The sequence below is a fragment of the Streptomyces sp. NPDC002911 genome (assembly GCF_053591835.1).
Genome location: NZ_JBSFUO010000019.1, coordinates 41,303 through 59,979, shown reverse-complemented (window position 1 = coordinate 59,979; position 18,677 = coordinate 41,303). Strand labels below are relative to the sequence as shown.

Here is an 18,677-nt window from a genome sequence, read left to right as displayed (position 1 = left end):
CGCCGTGAACCCCACCCCTGCGCCCGAGGCCGACGGCCCCCCCACCAGCCAGCAGCGAGGACAAGACCTGCCGGACGGCCCCCTCGCCGTCGAGTCCACGACCGTTCCGCGCCAGAAGGCCGGTCCGCACGGAACCCCGCGTGCCGGGGCGGACACCCGCACGGGCGCCGTCCAGGTGGACCGCCCCGGGCATACGGAGCAGGACCCGCTGGATCATCCGGACCCGCTTCGGGCGGCCGACTCGGCCGGTACCGAGAATCTGCTGCGCTGCTGGACCAGGGAGAAGGACCTGCCCCGTCCGCAGGAAAACGCGCTGCGCATTCCGCTCCCCGCGAGCGGCACCGCATTGACGGTCCCGGTCGTCCACTGGTCGGCGACGGGCTGGCACCGCTTCGGGACGCCCGCTCTGGAGAACGCGCCCTCCGGTGCCCCGGGCGTCGACGCCGTCACCGTGGCCGCGTTGCTGAGCCGTGAGAGCGAGCGGAACACCGGAGTCGATCTGGTGGCCAGGGTGGCCGACTCCGTACGGCACACGGCGGCTTTCATCGCGGACCGGCGCCGCACACCCACCGCGTCGCCCGAGGCCGATCTCTTCCTCACCGCCGAGCAGTCCCTCGTCCTCGGCCACCCCCTGCACCCCACGCCCAAGAGCCGCGAAGGCCTCTCCGAGTCCGAAACGCTGCTCTACTCACCCGAGTTGCGTGGTTCCTTCCCGCTCCACTGGCTGGCCGTGGACCGCACCGTGCTGGCCACGGAGTCGTCGTGGACGAAGGCCGGCAGGCCCGTCCCGGCGGAGGCGCTCCTCGCACCCCACACCGAAGGGCTGGGCCTCCCCGAGGGAACCGCGGCCCTTCCGCTCCACCCCTGGCAGGCCGCGGAGGTCCTGCGCCGTCCCGAGGTCGTCGCGATGTGCGAGAAAGGCCTCCTGCACGACCTCGGTCCGTACGGGGAACGCTGGCACCCCACCTCCTCCGTCCGCACCGTGCACCGCCCCGGCTCCGACCTCATGCTGAAGCTGTCCCTGGGCGTGCGCATCACCAACTCCCGCCGGGAGAACCTCCGCAAGGAGCTCCACCGCGGAGCCGAGGTCCACCGGCTGCTGCGCACCGGCCTGGCGGACCGGTGGCAGGAGGCACACCCTGGCTTCGACATCGTCCGGGACCCCGCATGGCTGGCCGTCGACCACCCGGACGGCAGCCCCGTCCCCGGCCTCGACGTGATGCTCCGACACAATCCGTTCGGCCCGGCCGACGACGCGGTCTGCATCGCCGGACTCACCGCACCCCGCCCGTGGTCCGGCCGCCCGGGCACGCACTCGCGGCTCGCCGACACGGTCTCGTCGCTGGCGTCCCGTACGGGCAGGACGACCGGGGCGGTGTGCGCCGAGTGGTTCCTGCGCTATCTCGACCGCGTCGTCCTCCCCGTCCTCTGGCTCGACGCACACGCCGGCGTCGCCCTGGAGGCCCACCAGCAGAACACGCTCGTACTCCTCGACCCGGACGGCTGGCCCGTCGGCGGCAGGTACCGCGACAACCAGGGCTACTACTTCCGGGAGTCCCACCGGTCCGCACTCGAGCGCAGGCTCCCGGGCATCGGCGCCGTCAGCGACACCTTCGTCTCCGACGCCGTCACCGACGAGCGGCTCGCCTACTACCTCGGCATCAACAACGTGTTCGGGCTGATCGGGGCCTTCGGCTCCCAGCGGCTCGCCGACGAACAGCTGCTCCTCGCCGCCTTCCGCCGCTTCCTCGAAGGCGCCGCCGGAATGGGCTCCTCCCTTCCTGCATACCTTCTGGAGACCGGCCAGCTCCGTTGCAAGGCCAACCTGCTGACCCGGATGCACGGCCTGGACGAACTCGTCGGGCCGGTCGACACGCAGTCCGTGTATGTCACCATCGCCAATCCGCTCCGCGGCTAGAGGACATGACCGCCTGAACCCACGAGAGGGGAGCGTCACGGTGCATCGAGCCGATGCCCACACCGAGACCGGTGCCGTCCCGCACGACGTCACCGGCACCGAGGACACTCTGGAGCTACGGCTGACCGAAGAGCTCCTCACCCTGCTCGGTGCCGCCCCCACGGCTGCCGCCACAGGGGCCGAGGCCTTCGCTCTCGTGGGCGACCCCGGCACGTGGAGCCCGGTCACCACCACGGCCGGGGAGTTCCAGCTCGTCCCGGTGGACCCCGCACGCGACCTGGTGGTGATCAGCCGCTGGATGAACGACCCCGCCGTCTCCGCCTTCTGGGAACTCGCCGGACCGGAGTCGCTCACCGCCGCTCATCTCCGTCAGCAGCTCGCGGGGGACGGCCGCAGCGTCCCGTGCCTCGGGGTCCTCGGAGGTACGCCCATGAGCTACTGGGAGATCTACCGGGCGGATCTCGATCCGCTGGCGCGCCACTACCCGGCGCGGCCCCACGACATGGGGATCCACCTCCTCATCGGCGGCGTGGGCAACCGTGGGCGGGGAGTCGGCAGCGTGTTGCTCAGGGCCGTCGCCGACCTCCTGCTCGACCACCGCCCGCTCTGCGGACGGGTGGTCGCGGAGCCGGACCTGCGCAACACCCCGTCCGTGTCCGCCTTCCTGAGCGCCGGGTTCCGCTTCTGCGCGGAAGTGGACCTTCCCGGCAAGCGAGCAGCCCTGATGGTCCGCGACCGAGCCCACCGTGAACGCCTGTGAACAACTCGCCGCACCGCCCCGCCCGCTCGAACCCCATCGGTCCCATCCGGAGGAGTCCCCGTGCCGACATATCCTGCGAGCCATCATCATGTGGAGCCCCCTGAGCCGCTCGACGCTCCGGAATTCGACCGGACCGTCTGGGACCGGGTGTCGGCGAGGCTTCTCGCCAAGATGCTCGGTGAGTTCGCCTACGAGGAAGTCATCGAGCCCGTACCCCGGGCGGATGACGGCGCCGGGCGGACGGGCCACTACACCGTGCCGCTCGATGACGGCGCGACGCTGAGCTTCCACGCCCGGCGTGGTGTCTACGGCAGCTGGCGCGTCGACCCCGCGACGGTCCGCGAGGTGACCGCCGACGGCGGCGGGGACAGGAGCGCCGACGGCGGCGCCCCTTTCCGTGACCCGTTCCGCTTCCTCACTCGCGGACGCCGTCTCCTCGACCTCGACGGCGCCACGCTCGGCCACCTCATCCGTGAGCTGACCGCCACACTCTCCGCCGACGCCCACCTCGAACACACCGCGCTCCGGGCGGGGCAGCTCGCCGAACTGCCCTACGCCGAGCTCGAAGGCCACCAGACCGGACACCCGTGGCTCGTGGCGAACAAGGGCCGGCTCGGGTTCTCGGCCGCCGATGCCGCACGCTTCACCCCCGAAGCCCGGTCGGCCACCGTACTGCCCTGGATCGCTGTCAGCACCGGCATAGCCGGCTACCGGGGAGTGGGCCGTCTCGCCGCCCCCGACGACCTCTACGACCAGGAACTGGACCCGCGCATCCGGGAATCCTTCACGGCGATCCTGCGCGGACGAGGTCTTGATCCCGCCGGCTATCTGTTCCTTCCCGTGCATCCCTGGCAGTGGGACGAATGGATCGTCCCGCTCTTCGCACCCGCGATCGCGGACGGCGACATCGTGCTCCTGCACACGGACGACGACCTCCGGCTGCCGCAGCAGTCCATCCGTACCTTCACCAACGTGGGGCGGCCCGACCGGCACACGGTCAAGCTGCCCCTGTCGATCCTCAACACCCTCGTCTGGCGGGGTCTCCCGACCGAACGCACGCTCGCCGCCCCCGCCGTCACCGCGTGGGTCCAGGGACTGTGCGATGGCGATCCGTTCCTCCGGGACACCTGCGGCGTCATCCTGCTCGGCGAGGTCGCGTCGGTGGCCGTCGAGCATCCGCTCTACGACCACCTCCCGGAGTCGCCGTACCAGTTCAAGGAGATCCTCGGAGCGATCTGGCGGGAGCCACTCCAACCACGGCTCGCACCCGGCGAACGGGCCCGCACGCTGGCCTCGCTGCTGCTGACGGACCCCGACGGCCGTTCCTTCACCGCCGAGCTCGTCGCCCGCTCGGGACTGGCCCCGGCCGTCTGGCTGGCCCGGCTCTTCGCCGCGCTGCTGCCGCCGCTGCTGCACTTCCTCTACCGCTACGGCACGGTGTTCTCCCCGCACGGTGAGAACGCCATCGTCGTCTTCGACGAGAACGACGTGCCGGTACGTCTAGCGATCAAGGACTTCGTCGACGACGTGAATGTCAGCGCCCGGCGGCTGCCCGAGCACGACACGATGCCCCCGGCCGTCCGCGACATCCTGCTCACGGAGGACCCCTCCTTCCTCACCCAGTTCATCCACTCGGGGCTCTTCGTGGGTGTCTTCCGTTATCTGTCCCCCCTCTGCGAGGATCAACTGGATGTACCGGAGGGCGAATTCTGGTCACTCGTCCGTGCCGAGATCCTGAGGCACCACGCCCGCTTCCCGGACCTCAAAGAGCGGTTCGAGATCTTCGACATGCTGACGCCGACGATCGAGCGCCTGTGTCTCAACCGCAACCGTCTGCATCTGGACGGTTACCGCGACCGGCCGAAGCGCCCGCACGCCGCCGTCCACGGCACCGTCCCGAACCCGCTCCACCCCTCCGCGTGAGGCCGGGACCGATCGATGTTGTCGGCGGGGCGCCGTAGGGTGGACGCGCTATGACGAAGCCATCTCTCCCCGAGCTCCTCCACGCCGCCGTCACCGCTGTCGGCGGTACGGAACGGCCCGGTCAGGTCTCCATGGCCGAGGCCGTCGCCGAGGCCGTCGACGACAACGCCCATCTGCTCGTCCAGGCCGGCACCGGGACAGGTAAGTCCCTCGGCTACCTGGTGCCGGCGCTGGCCCACGGCGAGCGGGTCGTGGTGGCCACGGCGACGCTGGCCCTCCAGCGCCAGCTGGTGGAGCGGGACCTTCCGCGTACGGTCGACGCGCTGCACCCGCTGCTGCGCCGCCGGCCGCAGTTCGCGATGCTCAAGGGCAGGTCGAACTACCTCTGTCTGCACCGGCTCCACGAGGGGGCGCCGCAGGACGAGGAGGAGGGGCTCTTCGACCAGTTCGAAGCGGCGGCGCCCTCGAGCAAGCTGGGCCAGGATCTGCTGCGCCTGCGCGACTGGTCGGACGAGACGGAGACCGGAGACCGGGACGATCTGACACCGGGCGTCTCGGACCGCGCCTGGGCCCAGATCTCCGTATCCTCACGTGAGTGCCTCGGCGCGACCAAATGCGCGTACGGCGCCGAATGCTTCGCCGAGGCCGCCCGTGAGCGGGCCAAGCTCGCCGATGTCGTCGTCACCAACCATGCCCTGCTCGCGATCGACGCGATCGAGGGCGCCCCGGTGCTCCCCAAGCACGAGGTGCTCATCGTTGACGAGGCCCATGAGCTGGTCTCCCGGGTCACCGGCGTGGCCACCGGCGAGCTCACCCCCGGCCAGGTGAACCGAGCGGTACGCCGTGCGGCGAAGCTGGTCAACGAGAAGGCGGCGGACGCCCTGCTGACCGCCTCCGAGGGATTCGAGCGGGTCATGGAGCTGGCGCTCCCGGGGCGCCTCGAAGAGGTGCCGGAAGACCTCGGCTACGCACTGATGGCCTTGCGTGATGCCGCGCGTACGGTGATCTCCGCCCTCGGCGGTACCCGCGACAAGTCCGTCCAGGACGAGGACGCGGTGCGCAAGCAGGCCATGGCGTCCGTCGAGTCCATTCACAGTGTCGCGGAGCGCATCACCCAGGACTCGGAGGACGACGTCGTCTGGTACGAGCGCCACGACCGCTTCGGGGCGTCGGTCCGGGTCGCGCCGCTGTCCGTGTCCGACATGCTGCGCGAGAAGCTGTTCGCCGACCGGTCGGTGGTGCTGACCTCGGCCACGCTCAAGCTGGGTGGTGATTTCAACGGGGTGGGGGCATCACTGGGGCTCGCTCCCGAGGGCACGGCGGGCGAGGAAATCCCGCAGTGGAGAGGCCTCGACGTCGGCTCGCCGTTCGACTACCCGAGGCAGGGCATCCTCTACGTGGCCCGGCACCTGGCCCTGCCCGGCCGGGAGGGTTCCCGTACCGACATGCTCGATGAGCTCGCCGAGCTGGTGGAGGCGGCGGGGGGCCGCACCCTGGGCCTGTTCTCCTCCATGCGGGCGGCCCAGGCGGCAGCCGAGGAGCTGCGCGGCCGACAGGACAAGCCGATCCTGTTGCAGGGCGAGGAGACGCTGGGGGAGCTGATCAAGAATTTCGCGGCGGACCCCGAGACCTGTCTGTTCGGAACGCTGTCCCTCTGGCAGGGCGTCGATGTCCCCGGTCCGGCCTGTCAGCTCGTGATCATGGACCGGATTCCGTTTCCCCGGCCGGACGATCCGCTGATGAGCGCACGTCAGAAGGCGGTCGAGGAGGCCGGGGGCAACGGGTTCATGGCAGTGGCGGCGACCCATGCGGCGCTGCTGATGGCCCAGGGTGCCGGCCGCCTGGTCCGGGCCACGGGCGACAAGGGGGTGGTCGCGGTGCTCGACCCCCGGCTGGCCAACGCCCGGTACGGGAGCTATCTACGCGCCTCGCTGCCCGACTTCTGGTACACCACGGACCGCAATCAGGCACGGCGCTCGCTCGCGGCCATCGATGTGGCGGCCAAGGCCGCGCAGTGAAGGGGGCATCTGGGACCATCCCCGGGGCGGTCCGCCGTAAGACTCGGCCGGCTCCACGGCGGGGCGACGCATCAGAGGTGGGGTCACGCGTCAGGGCCCCGGGATCGGCGCAGGGATCCCGGGGCCCAGTCCTGACCGGCGGTGCTCAAATCCGCCGCAGCACCGCCACGACCTTGCCCAGGATCGTCGCCTCGTCGCCGGGGATCGGCTGATAGGCGGAGTTGTGCGGGAGCAGCCATACATGGCCGTCCTCGCGCTTGAACCGCTTGACCGTGGCCTCGCCGTCCAGCATGGCTGCCACGATGTCGCCGTTCTCCGCGACGGGCTGGCGCCGCACGGTGACCCAGTCCCCGTCCATGATCGCTGCCTCGATCATCGAGTCACCGACGACCTTCAGCACGAACAGCTCTCCGTCGCCGACGAGCTGTCGGGGGAGCGGGAAGACGTCCTCGACGGACTCCTCGGCGAGAATCGGCCCGCCGGCGGCGATCCGGCCGACCAGCGGTACGTACGAGGCAGCGGGCTTACCGGTGGTGTCGGTCGCCTGTGTGGTGGACTGGTCCGAGCCCCGCACCTCGTATGCGCGCGGCCGGTGGGGGTCGCGACGCAGGAAGCCCTTGCGCTCCAGAGCCATCAACTGGTGGGCGACGGATGAGGTACTGGACAGACCCACAGCCTGGCCGATCTCACGCATCGAGGGGGGATAGCCCCGCCGCTGCACGGAATCCCGGATCACCTCGATCACGCGCCGCTGCCGGTCCGTGAGTCCCGAGCTGTCCGCCCGGATTCCCGGAGGGCGACCGGGCAAGGAGCGCGCGGGTCGCGTGGGCTCCGGCCCCTCCGCGTTCATGACTGAGTCATTCATGGCATGCACCGGCTCAAGTCGGCCCTGGGAGCGGTGGTCCTGGGCAGTGATGGTGGCGCTGTCTGCGGTGGTGGTCACGTCGGCCCCTCTCGAATGGTCTCCCTGGTTAGGCAACGGTAGTAGCTTTCGAAAGGTTGCGCCAAACACACGTTCGAGTGAAAAACAAATAAAGGGCTGTCGTGGGCTTACCGGGAGGTGTATGTGCTGATGCGGTGGGCCGGGGTCGACCGGTGGGTTTCGGGTGTCACGCTAGCGTTCCGCCGGTCCGTTCCCGCGCGCGGGGGTGTGTCCCGCGCGCACCCCGAGGGGGCCCTCGGGGTCCTCCGCCCGATCTGTCGCGGGTTGCGCGGTGGCCTCGGCTGGCGCGCGTTTCCCGTACCCTCGTGCCGGGCCGTAGGCTGCCCCCCGGCCCTCGGGAAGCGCGACGCGCGCGGGGGGTAGAGGGTGGGGCGAAACCCTAGATGTAGTGGTTGTACTGCTTTCACTTCCCACAAGTAGTGGTCCCCGGTCCGTCGGGGTCGAGTTCATCGCCTATGCTTGGGACTGTCCTCAGGGGCCCTGAACAGGGCACGGAGGGCTATTCAGTCGTGCTGTGAAGGAGGGTTCGGAGACATGCACTGCCCCTTCTGCAGGCACCCCGACAGCCGGGTCGTGGACAGTCGTACGACGGACGACGGGACGTCGATCCGACGGCGCCGACAGTGCCCCGACTGCTCCCGTCGCTTCACGACGGTGGAGACCTGCTCGCTGATGGTGGTCAAGCGCAGTGGCGTGACCGAACCCTTCAGTCGCACCAAGGTCATCTCGGGTGTCCGCAAGGCGTGCCAGGGCAGGCCTGTCACCGAGGACGCGCTGGCGAAGCTCGGCCAGCGGGTCGAGGAGGCCGTGCGGGCCACGGGCAGCGCCGAACTGACGACACACGATGTGGGTCTGGCCATACTCGGGCCACTGCGGGAACTCGACCTCGTCGCGTACCTGCGTTTCGCATCGGTGTACCGGGCGTTCGACTCGCTCGAGGACTTCGAGACCGCGATCGCGGAGCTCCGCGAGCAGCGGCCCCGTGCAGAACAACGCGGGGGCGGCGAGACCCTTGAGGTCCCCGCCCCTGCCGCAGCCGCCGCTGATTGATCACCGGCCGCCCGGCAGGGTGGCGGAGCCGGCGGTAGCGGCACCAAGCCTGTTCCGGAGCGCTGTGCGCGGCGTCCGGAGCATCAGACACACACTGTGCCCTGGGAAGAACTGGGCACTTCAGGGCGTTTTTGCCCACATATGGGAGGCGGCATGACAGAGACGGCGAGCGGCCCGGCACGAGGTTCCCGCACCAAGGGAGCCAAGTCGACTGCGACCAAGCAGGGCCTGCGCATCGAGCGCATCCACACGACTCCCGGCGTGCATCCGTACGACGAGGTCGCGTGGGAGCGTCGTGACGTCGTCATGACCAACTGGCGCGACGGCTCGATCAACTTCGAGCAGCGTGGCGTCGAGTTCCCCGACTTCTGGTCGGTGAACGCGGTCAACATCGTCACCAGCAAGTACTTCCGGGGTGCTGTCGGCACGCCGCAGCGCGAGACCGGTCTGCGACAGCTGATCGACCGGATCGTGAAGACGTACCGGAAGGCCGGCGAGGACTACAACTACTTCGCCTCTCCCGCCGACGCCGAGGTCTTCGAGCACGAGCTGGCGTACGCCCTCCTGCACCAGATCTTCAGCTTCAACTCGCCGGTCTGGTTCAACGTCGGAACGCCCCAGCCGCAGCAGGTCTCTGCTTGCTTCATCCTGGCCGTCGACGACTCCATGGAGTCGATCCTCGACTGGTACAAGGAAGAGGGCATGATCTTCAAGGGCGGCTCCGGTGCCGGTCTGAACCTCTCCCGCATCCGCTCCTCCAAGGAACTGCTCTCCTCCGGCGGTAACGCCTCCGGCCCGGTCTCCTTCATGCGCGGCGCCGACGCCTCCGCAGGAACGATCAAGTCGGGTGGCGCCACCCGCCGCGCGGCCAAGATGGTCATCCTCGACGTCGATCACCCCGACATCGAGAACTTCATCGAGACCAAGGTGAAGGAGGAGGAGAAGATCCGCGCCCTGCGTGACGCGGGCTTCGACATGGACCTGGGCGGCGACGACATCACGTCCGTCCAGTACCAGAACGCCAACAACTCGGTCCGCGTGAACGACGAGTTCATGAAGGCCGTCGAGTCCGGCGGGAAGTTCGGTCTGCGCGCCCGTATGACCGGTGACGTCATCGAGGAGGTCGAGGCCAAGTCCCTCTTCCGTAAGATGGCCGAGGCGGCCTGGGCCTGCGCCGACCCGGGCATCCAGTACGACGACACCATCAACCAGTGGCACACCTGCCCGGAGTCCGGCCGGATCAACGGCTCGAACCCCTGCAGCGAGTACATGCACCTGGACAACACCTCGTGCAACCTCGCCTCGCTGAACCTGATGAAGTTCCTCAAGGACGACGGCGAGGGCCACCAGTCCTTCCAGGCCGAGCGCTTCGCCAAGGTCGTCGAGCTGGTCATCACCGCGATGGACATCTCGATCTGTTTCGCGGACTTCCCGACCCAGAAGATCGGCGAGAACACCCGCGCCTACCGCCAGCTGGGCATCGGCTACGCCAACCTGGGCGCCCTGCTGATGGCGACCGGGCACGCCTACGACAGCGACGGCGGCCGCGCGCTCGCCGGCGCCATCACCTCGCTGATGACCGGCACGTCCTACCGGCGCTCCGCCGAGCTGGCCGCGGTCGTCGGACCGTACGACGGCTATGCCCGCAACGCCGAGCCCCACCAGCGCGTCATGAAGCAGCACTCGGACGCCAATGCCGTGGCCGTCCACGTCGACGACCTGGACGCGCCGATCTGGGCCGCCGCCACGGAGGCCTGGCAGGACGTGATCCGTCTCGGCGCCAAGAACGGCTTCCGCAACGCTCAGGCCTCGGTCATCGCGCCGACCGGCACCATCGGTCTCGCGATGTCCTGCGACACCACCGGTCTCGAGCCCGACCTCGCCCTGGTCAAGTTCAAGAAGCTCGTCGGCGGCGGCTCGATGCAGATCGTCAACGGCACGGTTCCGCAGGCCCTGCGCCGTCTCGGTTACCAGCCGGAGCAGATCGAGGCGGTCGTCGCCCACATCGCCGACCACGGCAATGTGATCGACGCCCCCGGTCTGAAGGCCGAGCACTACGAGGTCTTCGACTGCGCCATGGGTGAGCGCTCGATCTCGGCCATGGGCCACGTCCGGATGATGGCGGCCATCCAGCCGTGGATCTCCGGTGCGCTGTCCAAGACGGTGAACCTCCCGGAGACCGCCACCGTCGAGGACGTCGAGGAGGTCTACTTCGAGGCGTGGAAGATGGGCGTCAAGGCGCTCGCGATCTACCGCGACAACTGCAAGGTCGGCCAGCCCCTCTCCGCGAAGACCAAGGAGAAGGAGAAGGAGGCGGTCACCGCCAAGGCCGAGGACACCATTCGTACGGCGGTCGAGAAGGTCGTCGAGTACCGCCCGGTCCGCAAGCGTCTGCCCAAGGGCCGTCCCGGCATCACCACCTCCTTCACGGTGGGCGGCGCCGAGGGTTACATGACCGCCAACTCCTACCCGGACGACGGTCTCGGTGAGGTGTTCCTGAAGATGTCCAAGCAGGGCTCGACTCTCGCGGGCATGATGGACGCCTTCTCGATCGCGGTCTCGGTCGGTCTGCAGTACGGCGTGCCGCTGGAGACCTACGTCTCCAAGTTCACCAACATGCGCTTCGAGCCGGCCGGTATGACGGACGACCCGGACGTGCGGATGGCGCAGTCGATCGTGGACTACATCTTCCGCCGCCTGGCTCTCGACTTCCTGCCGTTCGAGACGCGCTCCGCGCTCGGCATCCACTCGGCCGAGGAGCGTCAGCGTCACCTCGACACCGGATCGTACGAGCCGGCCTTCGGGGACGACGACCTCGACGCGGGGAGCCTGGCCCAGTCCGCTCCGGTGCTCGTGGAGCCGCTGAAGGCCGTCGCGTCGCCCGAGGAGAGCGTCGCGGAGAAGCCGGCCCCCAGGGCCGCGCACACCTCGGCCGAGCTGGTCGAGATGCAGCTCGGCATCAGCGCGGACGCGCCGCTGTGTTTCTCGTGCGGTACGAAGATGCAGCGCGCCGGGTCCTGCTACATCTGCGAGGGCTGCGGCTCGACCAGCGGGTGCAGCTGAAAACCGGGCGGCATCCCGTCGGACCGGCATCCGGTGTAGTGCGCACGGGTAGCTGACCAGCAGCTCACGAAGGGGACCGGCCGACGGCCGGTCCCCTTCTGCGTGCGGTTGGAGCAGTGCGACGCCGTTGCCGGCACCTCGGAGATGGGGAGCCGCGTGCATGGGTGCCGGGACCGAGGGCTGCCGCGCACCGGGTACCGGCCCGCCCGCCGTCGTCAGCTCGAGCGGCTCCCCATCTCCGAGGTGAACGATGCGGGGTTACCGTCGAATCCGCGGACGGCTCCGTGGAAACCCCAGCGACCCGAGGAGTCCCGGACGAATTCCGCGACGACCGCGGCGGTGGCGGCCGCCACCGCCGAGAAGTCGTCCTCCGCCAGATTTGTGTAACCCTCACGGACCTGCACGGCCGTGTGCTCGATCTGACCGAAGGTCTTGTGGCCGTCGCGCTGCTGGATGGCAACGCCGACCACGACCCGGGCGTACGCGTCCGACAACCGGTGCAGTTCCAGCGTCAGGACCTCGTCGAAGCCGAAACCCTGCCCTGTGCGGCTGTCCCGGTTCAGCGTGATCGTGCCGTCCGGTGACCTGCTGTCGAAGTGCACGAGATAGGCGGGGCTGCCGTAGGGCGCGTCCGCCCCGTACGTGGCCGCGATGATGTCGAGGTCGTTGGCGGGCTCACCGGTGGCGCTGGGGTCCCACTTGACCCTTACTTCGACCTTCTCGATGTCCTTGTCGGGAGTGCTCATCGGACGTGCCTCCTTGCTGCTGGACCGACGGACCTCTTCCATCCTCAGATCATGTCCGTAACTGTCCGTGGATCCAACCGCGTTGGAAACGGACGTCGCTTTCCGGCCATCGTGTGGCCGGAGACGTGCGCTGTCCGTGCCGGACTGCCCAGGCGCGTCCGGTGCGTGACCCGCGACACGCCGGGCGCCGTACGATGGCGCAGTGCTGGTCAAGTGGATTCGCTGCACCGTGTTGGACCGTCGAGGTTTCGAGCGGGGGCAGCGGAAGTGGGCGGGGCTGCTCGACGAGCCGGGTTTCCGGGGTCAGAGCGGCGGGTGGAGCCGAGGCCGGCCCGAAGTCGCCCACGTCTTCGCGTTCTGGGAGAACCGGGTCTTCTACGACTCCTTCATGGCCCGCGGGCACGACCGGCCGGCCGCCGCGCAGTCCGGCATGTACAAGGACATGCAGGTCAAGCTCTTCGAGTACCGCTTCGATGTGAAGACCGGTTTCGTGCCGCATTTCACCGACGCGGACGTGGTCAGGGTGGCGCACAGCCGGGTGCACGAGGATCGCGTCGACCATTTCGCGCTCATGCAGCAACGGGTGTGGAATCCGGCCATGGCGGGTTCCCCCGGGATGCTGCGCGGACTTTTCGGAGAAGCCCCAGGTCATGAGTTCCTGGTGCTGTCCATGTGGCAGTCCAGCGCCGAACGCGGCAAATACCGGCCGGAGGGCGTCGCCCGGCTCTCCGCGCGGGCGGAGATCGAGAGGGACGTCGCCTCGCTCACGGGAGACGTGGTGCAGCTCGACCCGTCGTGGACGGTCTGACCCACCCCGTACAGTCGTTTCCTTGGTCACATGCGCCCGACGGAGCCCGCACAATTGCTCGATCGCGCAGGACGACCTCTAGGGTCGGTGCATGGCACGACCGCAACGCATCGTTCTCGTCCGGCACGGTGAGTCGGAGGGCAACGCCGACGACACCGTCTACGAACGTGTGCCCGATCATGCGCTGAGGCTCACTGCGAAGGGCCTGAGACAGGCGCGGGCGACGGGCTCACGCCTGCGTGAGACGTTCGGTGACGAGCGTGTCAGCGTCTACGTCTCCCCTTACCGACGCACTCACGAGACATTCAGGGCGTTCGGCCTCGAATCCGGGCACGTGCGCGTCAGGGAAGAGCCGCGGCTGCGCGAGCAGGACTGGGGCAATTGGCAGGACCGCGACGATGTCAGGCTGCAGAAGGCGTACCGGGACGCATACGGGCACTTCTTCTACCGCTTCGCGCAGGGAGAGTCCGGGGCCGATGTGTACGACCGGGTCGACGCGTTCCTGGAGAGCCTGCACCGCAGCTTCGAGGCCTCCGACCATCCGCCGAACGTCCTGCTGGTCACTCATGGGCTGACCATGAGGCTCTTCTGCATGCGCTGGTTCCACTGGTCGGTGGCGGAATTCGAGTCGCTGTCCAATCCGGGTAACGGCGAAGCCAGAACGCTGCTGCTCGGTGAGGACGGCCGCTATACGCTCGACCGGCCCTTCGTCCAGTGGCGAACCCCTGAGCCGTACGGCACCACCGGATAGAGTGGCAGGGCGATGACCGCTGACTCCGCTTCCGACCGCTTCGAACGCGCTCTGGCCAGCTTGCGTGGACTGTCCGTGGGAGATGCCCTCGGCTCCCAGTTCTTCGTCCCGGCCAATTACCCCCTGCTCAAGAACCGGGACCTGCCGCCGGACGGCTGGCAGTGGACCGACGACACCGAGATGGCCTGCTCCGTACTCGCCGTGCTGGCCGCGCACGAGCGTATCGACCAGGACGCGCTCGCCCACTCCTTCGCCCGGTACCACGATTTCGACCGCGGCTACGGGCCCGCGGTGAACCGGCTGCTCAGGCTGGTGCGGGAAGGCGGCGACTGGCGGGAGCTGGCGTCCGCCCTCTTTCAGGGCCAGGGCTCCTGGGGCAACGGTTCGGCGATGCGTATCGCGCCGTTGGGCGCCTGGTACGCACATGACCCGGAACAGGCCACCCACCAGGCCGAGATCTCTTCGTACACCACTCACCAGCACCGCGAAGGCGTCGTGGGGGCCATGGCTGTCGCGGCAGCCGCTGCCCTCGTCGCCGCTCCGGGAGGGCCGCCGACGCCGGAGGACCTGCTCGACGGCGTGATCGCCCTCGTGCCCCGCAGCGCGGTCGGTGCCGGGCTGCGCAGGGCGCGCGACATGCTCGACTACCGGGACGCGGGAACGGTCGCGGCGGTGCTCGGTAACGGCCGTCGTACGAGTGCGCACGACACGGTGCCGTTCGCCCTCTGGTCGGCGGCGCGGAGCCTCGGCGACTTCGAACAGGCCTTCTGGGTGACGGCACAGGCCGGCGGCGACGTGGACACCACCTGCGCCATCGTCGGCGGAATCGTGGCCGCAGAGCCGGCCGGCACCCCTCCGGCGGGCTGGCTGGCCCGGACCGAAAAGTTGCCCGACTGGGTCCCTCTCGCTCCGTCCCGCCACTGACGGTCCGCCGGGTGGCTCGGGCGGGCCTTATCCAAGTATCGGCGTTTTACTGTCACGGTCCTGCCACAGCGCCGGCCCCAGCCGTTCGAACAGCCCGGGCGGGACTTACTCTTTCGGCCACGCCGCCCGCATCGATCTTGGTGGGCGTGTGCCTAGAGAATCCGGGGCCGTCGCGCCGCGATGTGGCCGTGCGAGCGGACCCCGGGCGGGGAGGGGTCCCATGTCCGATCAGCCGTCCGATGCGTCCAGCCGGCCCGAGACGCCACCGGAGCCACCGGTGTCCGGAGGCGCGGTGGAATCGACGTCCGCCACCGCGTCCGGGCCGGGGAGTGAGGTAGCGCCCGAAGGTCCCGGCCGGGCTGAGGCGGCGCGGAAGCCGGCACGGGCTTCCACTCCGCCGGTCCCGCGGCAGAATGCCGGCCCGGACGGGCCGAAGGTGCCCGCGAATCTCCAGGCGCCGCCCCGGGCGGACGTATGGCAGCGCCGGGGCCAGCAGCCGCCCCCCGGTGTGCTGGCCCGGCTGCGGCCTCCGCCCCCGCCCGCGATCGGACCGGCGACCCTCTGGTCGGTCTTCGCCACGGCCCTGCTCAGCGCCCTGCTGCTCGGCGACGGCCTGGGGCTCAACCTGCTGATCGTGACCCTGCCCGCCGCCCTGGGGGCCTGTTTCGCCGCGCGCACGGCAGGGCGCAGGCTACGGCCCTGGACCGCGGTCTGGGCGGTTGGCGGCCTGGCGCTCCTGGCGATTCCGGCGCTCAGGGAAGCAGGGTGGCCGGTTTTCCTCGCCGTGGTGTCGGCCCTCGCCCTGGGCTCTCTCGCCCTGCACGGAAGCCGCAGCTGGCCTGGCGTGCTGCTCGGATCGCTGGGGCTGTTTCCCTCGGTCGCCGCCGGTGTGCGCTGGGGATGGCTCGGGGTGCGTGCCCGCGCGGACAACTCCCGCGGCCGAGTGCGCACCGTGGTGCGCAGCACTGTGGTGGCAGTGGTGCTGCTCATCGTGTTCGGTGCGCTCTTCGCCTCCGCGGACGCCGCCTTCGCCGACCTGCTGGGCAGCCTCACCCCCGACGTTTCGGTCGGTGACAGCCCCTGGCGGGTCTTCCTCTTCGCGCTCGGACTCGTCGGAGCCCTCGCCGCCGCGTACAGCGCTGCGGCGCCGGTGCGCTGGGACGGCATCACCGTCCGGCCGGGCAAAGCCAGGAACAGGGCGGAGTGGGTACTTCCGCTGATCGTGCTCAACCTGCTCTTCGCCGCCTTCATCGCACTTCAGCTCGTCGTTCTTCTCGGCGGGTACGACAAGGTGCTGGAGGAGACGGACCTGAAGCTCTCCGAGTACGCGCGACAGGGTTTCTGGCAGCTTCTCTGGGCCACCGTGCTGATCCTGCTCGTCATCGCGCTCGCCTTGCGCTGGGCACCGCGGGGCGGGCCGCGCGACCGGACCCTGGTCCGAAGCGTTCTCGGTTCCCTGTGCGTACTCACGCTCGTCGTCGTGGCCTCCGCCTTGCGCCGTATGGACCTCTACGTGGAAGCCTTCGGGCTGACCCGGCTGCGGATCTCCGTCGCCGCCGTGGAGCTGTGGCTGGGAGTGGTGCTGGTCCTGATCCTCGCGGCCGGCGTCTTCGGCGCCAGGCTGCTGCCGCGCGCGATCGCGGTGAGTGCGGCAGCGGGTGTGCTCGCCTTCGGGCTGCTCTCGCCCGACGGGTTGATCGCCGAACAGAACGTGAAGCGGTACGGCAGCGACAAGGCGATCGACATCGGTTACCTCAAGGGCCTCTCCGCGGACGCCGTACCTGCCCTGGACACCCTGCCGGAACCGCTGAGGTCCTGTGCGCTGCAGAACTTCGAGCGCGACGTCGCTCTCCCAGCAGCTCCGTGGTACGCCTCCAGCTGGAGTGAAGCCAGGGCCCGGGACATCCTGGAGAAGCGCCCCGTACGGAACCACGGCGTCGAGTGCTACCGCCTCGGCCAGGAACCCGACGAGCGGGACGGCTACGAGGAGGAGGGCTCCTACGACCCGTATTGAGCCGGCCGTCGCGGGGGTGAGCCGGCGTCCCGGGGGCGGGGCCGGTGATCTCCGGATCCCTGGGAGCCCGGCCGCCGGTTCCGCTCAGGTGGGCGCCCGCCCTGGATACCCGGGGTGCACCGAACGTGCGGTCGTGCCAGGGACGTTCGGGGTACGCGCCCGCCCCGGGAGAGGCGCCAGAGGCTCGTGTGGCCGACGGGACACCGGCGCTTCCCGGGGCGCCGACAGGGGTGTTCCGGACTTGGCGGGACACGTGCGGACCGCTGGACGGTGCCCCGGGGTGTTCTTGCCGTGGCCATCGGCGTAACCTGTCAGGCGCCATGCCGTACGAACCACCCACGCACACCGTCGAGCGCTCACTGCGCGCTACGTCCGGTGCCAGGACCGTCGCCGGTGTCGACGAGGTCGGACGCGGAGCGTGGGCCGGCCCGGTCACCGTGTGCGCGGCCGTCACCGGTCTCCGCAGACCCCCTGAGGGCCTCACCGACTCCAAGCTGATCAGCCCCAAGCGCCGGGCGGAACTCGCCCCGACGCTCGAGAAGTGGGTCACGGCCTACGGGCTGGGGCATGCGTCACCCGTGGAGATCGACGATCTCGGCATGACGGCGGCACTCCGTCTTGCCGCCGTCAGGGCGCTCGAGGTTCTGCCCGTGCGGCCGGACGCCGTCATCCTCGACGGCAAGCACGACTACCTCGGACCGCCCTGGAACGTCCGTACCGTGATCAAGGGCGACCAGTCCTGCATCGCCGTCGCCGCGGCGTCGGTGATCGCGAAGGTCTACCGGGACAGGATGATGGCCGAACTGGGTGCGGACACGGGGCAGTACGCAGACTTCGCCTTCGGCGCGAATGCCGGTTATCCGTCACCGGTGCACCGGGCCGCGCTGGAGGAACGGGGGCCTACGCCGCACCATCGCCTCAGCTGGGCCTACCTCGACGCCCTGCCCAGGTGGCAGCACCTGAAGAAGGTCCGATTTTCCGCCGGAGCGGCGGCACTGGAAAGCGGGGGCCAACTCGGCTTCGACTTCTGATCGCACAGACGTACCCATCCGCCGACGTGTTCGCGTCGGCTGTGACAGACAACCATCCATGCCTCTCACCCCCGAGGAGCCTCAGATTCCCGAGAGCGCCCAGGGTCCCCGCGTTACTCCGGCCGCCGGCCGCACCGCGCCGACCCCCCGTCCCGTACCTGGCCCGCGTTCCGCGGCCACCCCGCGTCCCGGAAGCCCCGGACGCGGCCCCGCGCGGCCCGCGCCCCCGGCGCAGCGCCCGCGCCCCGCATCTCCCGCTGCTCCGGCTCCTGCCGGGCGTAAGCTGCCGGAAGAGCGCCCCGCAGCACAGTTCCAGCTGATTCCGGTTCCGGTCGACGGCGCGGTCGAGGCGGCCGACGGGGCCGTCGACCTGCTGCTCGACTCCGGAAGGGCGCCCGGCGACATCCTGGTGCTCACCACAGGAGAACAGCACCCCTGGGCCGCCCACGAGCTCTCCTTCGGAGAGACCGCCTACTGGGCCCAGCACGACGCAGGCGACGACGTCTTCTTCGCCGGCACGGCGAACGCCGGTCGCTACGCCCCCCGTTCCGTGGTCGTGGTCGCGGTGAACGGTGACCTCGACGACGTGGCTGCTCGTGCGCTGTCCGACGCGCGCGAGCGCGCCGACGCGCTGCTGATCGTCTGCGGAGACCCGCAGACGATCAGCAGCGCACTGGGCGCGGGAGCCTGAGCTGTACGTCCGTGGGTCCCGGATGTCTGTGAAGACG

At 69.8% G+C, this 18,677-nt stretch carries 14 protein-coding genes; 12 read left to right on the top strand and 2 right to left on the bottom strand.

The genetic code is table 11. From position 1 onward, the window contains the following. The first annotated feature begins 4 nt into the window (after positions 1-4). From ACWD04_RS24790 to ACWD04_RS24775, 4 genes are read left to right on the top strand one after another with little or no spacing between them, the layout of a single operon-like run. Positions 5-1,918 carry an IucA/IucC family protein gene (locus ACWD04_RS24790; RefSeq protein WP_451135391.1) on the top strand — a complete coding sequence of 638 codons (1,914 nt, stop codon included), beginning with the start codon at positions 5-7 and terminating at the stop codon, positions 1,916-1,918. Between the two features lie 40 nt (positions 1,919-1,958). After that, positions 1,959-2,678 carry a GNAT family N-acetyltransferase gene (locus tag ACWD04_RS24785; protein ID WP_451135389.1) on the top strand — a complete coding sequence of 240 codons (720 nt, stop codon included), beginning with the start codon at positions 1,959-1,961 and terminating at the stop codon, positions 2,676-2,678. Between the two features lie 60 nt (positions 2,679-2,738). Beyond that, positions 2,739-4,601 (top strand): IucA/IucC family protein, encoded by a 1,863-nt coding sequence (locus ACWD04_RS24780; protein ID WP_451135388.1) that lies wholly within the window; start codon positions 2,739-2,741, stop codon positions 4,599-4,601. Between the two features lie 50 nt (positions 4,602-4,651). After that, positions 4,652-6,619, top strand: a complete 1,968-nt coding sequence (locus ACWD04_RS24775) for an ATP-dependent DNA helicase (RefSeq protein WP_451135386.1) — start codon at positions 4,652-4,654, stop codon at positions 6,617-6,619. Between the two features lie 145 nt (positions 6,620-6,764). Here the strand turns inward: ACWD04_RS24775 and lexA are convergent, their stop codons facing one another. Further along, positions 6,765-7,562, bottom strand: coding sequence for a transcriptional repressor LexA (gene lexA, locus ACWD04_RS24770; RefSeq protein ID WP_451135384.1), 798 nt, complete (start codon positions 7,560-7,562; stop codon positions 6,765-6,767). Between the two features lie 534 nt (positions 7,563-8,096). Between lexA and nrdR the strand changes: the two genes are divergently transcribed. Both nrdR and ACWD04_RS24760 read left to right on the top strand, forming a co-directional pair. Further along, complete coding sequence (gene nrdR, locus ACWD04_RS24765; RefSeq protein ID WP_451135382.1) at positions 8,097-8,612, top strand: transcriptional regulator NrdR; 516 nt, start codon at positions 8,097-8,099, stop codon at positions 8,610-8,612. Positions 8,613-8,765: 153 nt separating this feature from the next. Next, positions 8,766-11,675 (top strand): vitamin B12-dependent ribonucleotide reductase, encoded by a 2,910-nt coding sequence (locus ACWD04_RS24760; protein WP_451135380.1) that lies wholly within the window; start codon positions 8,766-8,768, stop codon positions 11,673-11,675. Between the two features lie 215 nt (positions 11,676-11,890). On the opposite strand, the gene ACWD04_RS24755 is transcribed toward ACWD04_RS24760, so the two are convergent. Continuing rightward, positions 11,891-12,421, bottom strand: a complete 531-nt coding sequence (locus tag ACWD04_RS24755) for a TerD family protein (RefSeq protein WP_451135378.1) — start codon at positions 12,419-12,421, stop codon at positions 11,891-11,893. Positions 12,422-12,623: 202 nt separating this feature from the next. On the opposite strand from ACWD04_RS24755, the gene ACWD04_RS24750 reads away from it, so the two are divergent. The 6 genes from ACWD04_RS24750 to ACWD04_RS24725 all read left to right on the top strand — a co-directional run bounded on the left by ACWD04_RS24750 (position 12,624) and on the right by ACWD04_RS24725 (position 18,640). After that, complete coding sequence (locus ACWD04_RS24750) at positions 12,624-13,229, top strand: YdbC family protein (protein ID WP_451135376.1); 606 nt, start codon at positions 12,624-12,626, stop codon at positions 13,227-13,229. Between the two features lie 91 nt (positions 13,230-13,320). Then, positions 13,321-13,980 (top strand): histidine phosphatase family protein, encoded by a 660-nt coding sequence (locus ACWD04_RS24745; RefSeq protein WP_451135374.1) that lies wholly within the window; start codon positions 13,321-13,323, stop codon positions 13,978-13,980. A gap of 12 nt (positions 13,981-13,992) precedes the next feature. Next, the gene (locus tag ACWD04_RS24740; protein WP_451135372.1) at positions 13,993-14,904 is read left to right on the top strand and encodes an ADP-ribosylglycohydrolase family protein; all 912 of its coding nucleotides are present in this window, start codon (positions 13,993-13,995) and stop codon (positions 14,902-14,904) included. A 220-nt stretch (positions 14,905-15,124) separates the two neighbouring features. After that, on the top strand, positions 15,125-16,918 hold the full coding sequence (locus tag ACWD04_RS24735; RefSeq protein WP_451135370.1) for a DUF4153 domain-containing protein: 1,794 nt from the start codon (positions 15,125-15,127) through the stop codon (positions 16,916-16,918). Between the two features lie 320 nt (positions 16,919-17,238). After that, on the top strand, positions 17,239-17,949 hold the full coding sequence (locus ACWD04_RS24730; RefSeq protein WP_451135368.1) for a ribonuclease HII: 711 nt from the start codon (positions 17,239-17,241) through the stop codon (positions 17,947-17,949). Positions 17,950-18,007: 58 nt separating this feature from the next. After that, a complete protein-coding gene (locus tag ACWD04_RS24725; protein ID WP_451135366.1) occupies positions 18,008-18,640 on the top strand; it encodes a hypothetical protein in 633 nt (210 codons plus the stop codon). Positions 18,641-18,677 lie beyond the last annotated feature (37 nt).